At 62.2% G+C, this 2,805-nt stretch carries 2 protein-coding genes; both read left to right on the top strand.

What is annotated here, in order from left to right:
• The first annotated feature begins 432 nt into the window (after nt 1-432).
• A complete protein-coding gene (locus QMO14_RS33090) occupies nt 433-2,436 on the top strand; it encodes a ParB/RepB/Spo0J family partition protein (protein WP_301512354.1) in 2,004 nt (667 codons plus the stop codon).
• A gap of 57 nt (nt 2,437-2,493) precedes the next feature.
• Nucleotides 2,494-2,805: hypothetical protein (locus QMO14_RS33085; RefSeq protein ID WP_301512352.1), on the top strand; the 312-nt coding region annotated here is incomplete at its 3' end.

The raw sequence follows: 2,805 nt of genomic DNA, 5'->3' as shown, positions 1-2,805 counted from the left end.
GCCGGCGCTGCGCTTGTCTCGCCCCATTCGGGTTTCCATCCCTGACGCCTCCGCGCCTTGCGGCGCTGCGCGCTCCGCTTGCCGATAGCAAGGCGCGCCTGTGGCGCGCAGTAAAGCTCGCTGCGCTCGCCGACCGCTTTCGGTCGTCGGACTTGCTCGGGCGCTGTTGCGCCGAACTCATCGCTTTTTCCGGTGACTCTGCCCCCGTGACGGCGTGGGACCGGCTTCGCCTGCAAGGGGGGTATCCGTAAAGGCTGCGCCTTTACAAACCCTCCCCCCTTGCTCCCACGCCCTCCCGTGGGCTCCGTTCACCGCGCGATGACTTCGGAGCAACAGCGGCCAGCTCCGGAAGAAGTCCGACTCCAAAAGGAGGCCTTCGCGAGAGGGCATCAATTTTCGGCGCAACCGTTCAACTCGATAAAGGAAAACGTCATGACTGCAACCGCCAACGCGAAGAAGCTCAAGAACGCACCGAAGACCCCTGCTGTGGTCGCGATGAATGCAGGCGTGCTGAGCACTGCGCAGCCGCAAGGCCGCGACATGCTGGTGCCGCTGAACCAGTTGTTCGTGAGCAAGCACAACGCACGCAAGAAGCGCAACAGCAACTCTTTGCCGGAACTGAAGGCGCTCATTCTGGCGATGGGCCTGATGCAGCGCCTGACCATTGTTGAGGAAGATGGCCGCTATGGTGTGGTGGCGGGTGGTCGGCGGTATGAAGCCATGATGCTCGCCGTGAGCGCGGGGGAGATGGCGGCTGATGCGTTGATCGAATGCAAGCTCTACGACAGCGTCCACAGCGCGAAGCTCTCGCTGGCGGAGAACTCGGGTCGTGAAGAAATGCACCCAGCCGACCAGATCGCATCTTTCAAGCGTCTCATCGATGAAGACGGCATGAGCGTGGCAGAGGTCGCAACCGCATATGGCGTGACGCCGATGACCGTCGAACGTCGCCTCAAGCTCGCGAACCTGTCGCCCCGATTCATCGACATGTACCGAGAAGGCCAAATCGAAGGCGACATTCTGGCGGTGCTGACTTTGGGCGATGACCATCAAACGCAAGAAGCTGCATGGGACAGCCTTTCTCACTATGACCGCAGCGCCTATCACCTCCGCGAAGTACTCCTGAACGGCGAACTGAAAGCGACTTCGCGTCTCGCACGTTTCGTCGGCGTGGAAGCCTACGAGGCAGCTGGCGGAAAGACCCGACTCGACTTGTTTGCCGAAGACGGCAACGGCATCTACCTGCTGGACACCGATCTGCTGCACTCGCTCGCCAAGGCCAAGCTGCAGGATGTGGCGGACAAGCTGTCGGCGCAGGGTTGGTCTTGGGTCGAATGCAGCCTCGAATCCAACTCCAGCGATTACCGCAATTTTGGTCGGGAGAGAAAGGGCAGTCGCGTTCTGAGCGAGCTTGAGCAAGCGGAACACGACCGCCTGCAGGCCGAAGCAAACGCGACCTCCGAGGCCTTCGATAAGCATCGTGAGGATGGCGACGAAGATGCCCCCGACTACGACAGCCTGTATGAGGAACTCGAGACTGCTTCCGATCAAGCCAGTGCCGCGCTCGAGACCTTTGAGCAAGGCGTTGCGATGTGGACCGATGAACAAAAGGCGCGTGCTGGTGCGCTGGTCAATCTGAGCTACAGCGGCGMCATCGAAACATCGGTTGGCTTGGTGCGTCCTTCGGACAAGAAGGCGGCAGTCGAGGCGATGGAAGCGGCAGGCCAGACCGTGCCGCAAGACATGAAGCGCGGCATGCGCGCCGAATTCTCCGACCGTCTGGTGCGAGACATGACCGCACACCGCACCGCCGCGCTGCAAGCTGCAATGTCGCAAAACCCGAAAGTGGCACTGGTGGCAACGGTGCATGCGATGGCGATGAGCGCATTCGGTAGCTACAACGGCGGTCGTCGCGCTTTGAAGATCAGCATCGAGGACACCGACGATGCTGCACTCGCCCAACTGGCGACGGACTACCACGAATCGAAGGCAGCAGCCGTGCTCGTGGAGGCGCAGCAAATGTGGGGCGATCAGCTGCCCGGCGAGTCGGCGCCTTTGTTCGCTTGGCTCTCGAATCAACCACAGGTCGTGCTTCTTGACGCGCTGGCCTTCTTCGCCGCACGCAGCATCAACGTCGTCACCGGCGCCCCGCGTGAACAGCGCGACGAGAGCGACGTGCTTGCCGAAGCACTGGGTGTCGACATGGCCGACTGGTGGACGCCTTCGCCTTCGAATTTCTTCTCTGCTGTGAGCAAGGCGAAGGCCGCCGAGTGCATCGCCGAGGCCACTGGCTTCGATGCAACCAAGGAACTGGCGAGCAAGAAGAAGGACGCAGCGAACACCTACAGCACCGCGAAGGTCACGGGCACGCGTTGGCTTCCGCGCCCGCTGCGTGCCATCGGCGCCGGAGTTGGGAAAGAGCCGGTGACCGCCTGATCCGATGGGGCGGCGGGCGCCGCCCCTTTTTTCAACCTTGCCTTCACAGCACACGCCATGACCATGCAGCAACCTTCGAGCCTTCAACTTGACGCTGAGGCGGGCTTTCCCCCCGCACCCCCCTCGCCTTCCCTTGTCGCCCTGAACGGTGCGGCACGAGAGCAAGATTGGATCGTGGTCACGACCGAGGGGGAGCTTCCCGACCTCGATGTGATCGCTTCAAGCATCCCTGAAGGGCAACTGTGCGCGCTGTTGTCCGCACGCGGCGTGGCACGCGTGCGCAATCAGCACGGCCTGGAGCTCGATCTACGCTTCGATATGGACCAAGAGTCGCTCGTCGCGGAATTGGTGGCCCCCCGCCCGACCGTC

Origin of the sequence: Variovorax sp. CAN15 (genome assembly GCF_030462475.1) — a bacterium.
Taxonomy (GTDB): Bacteria; Pseudomonadota; Gammaproteobacteria; order Burkholderiales; family Burkholderiaceae_C; genus Variovorax.
This window is presented reverse-complemented; position numbering and strand designations above follow the sequence as displayed.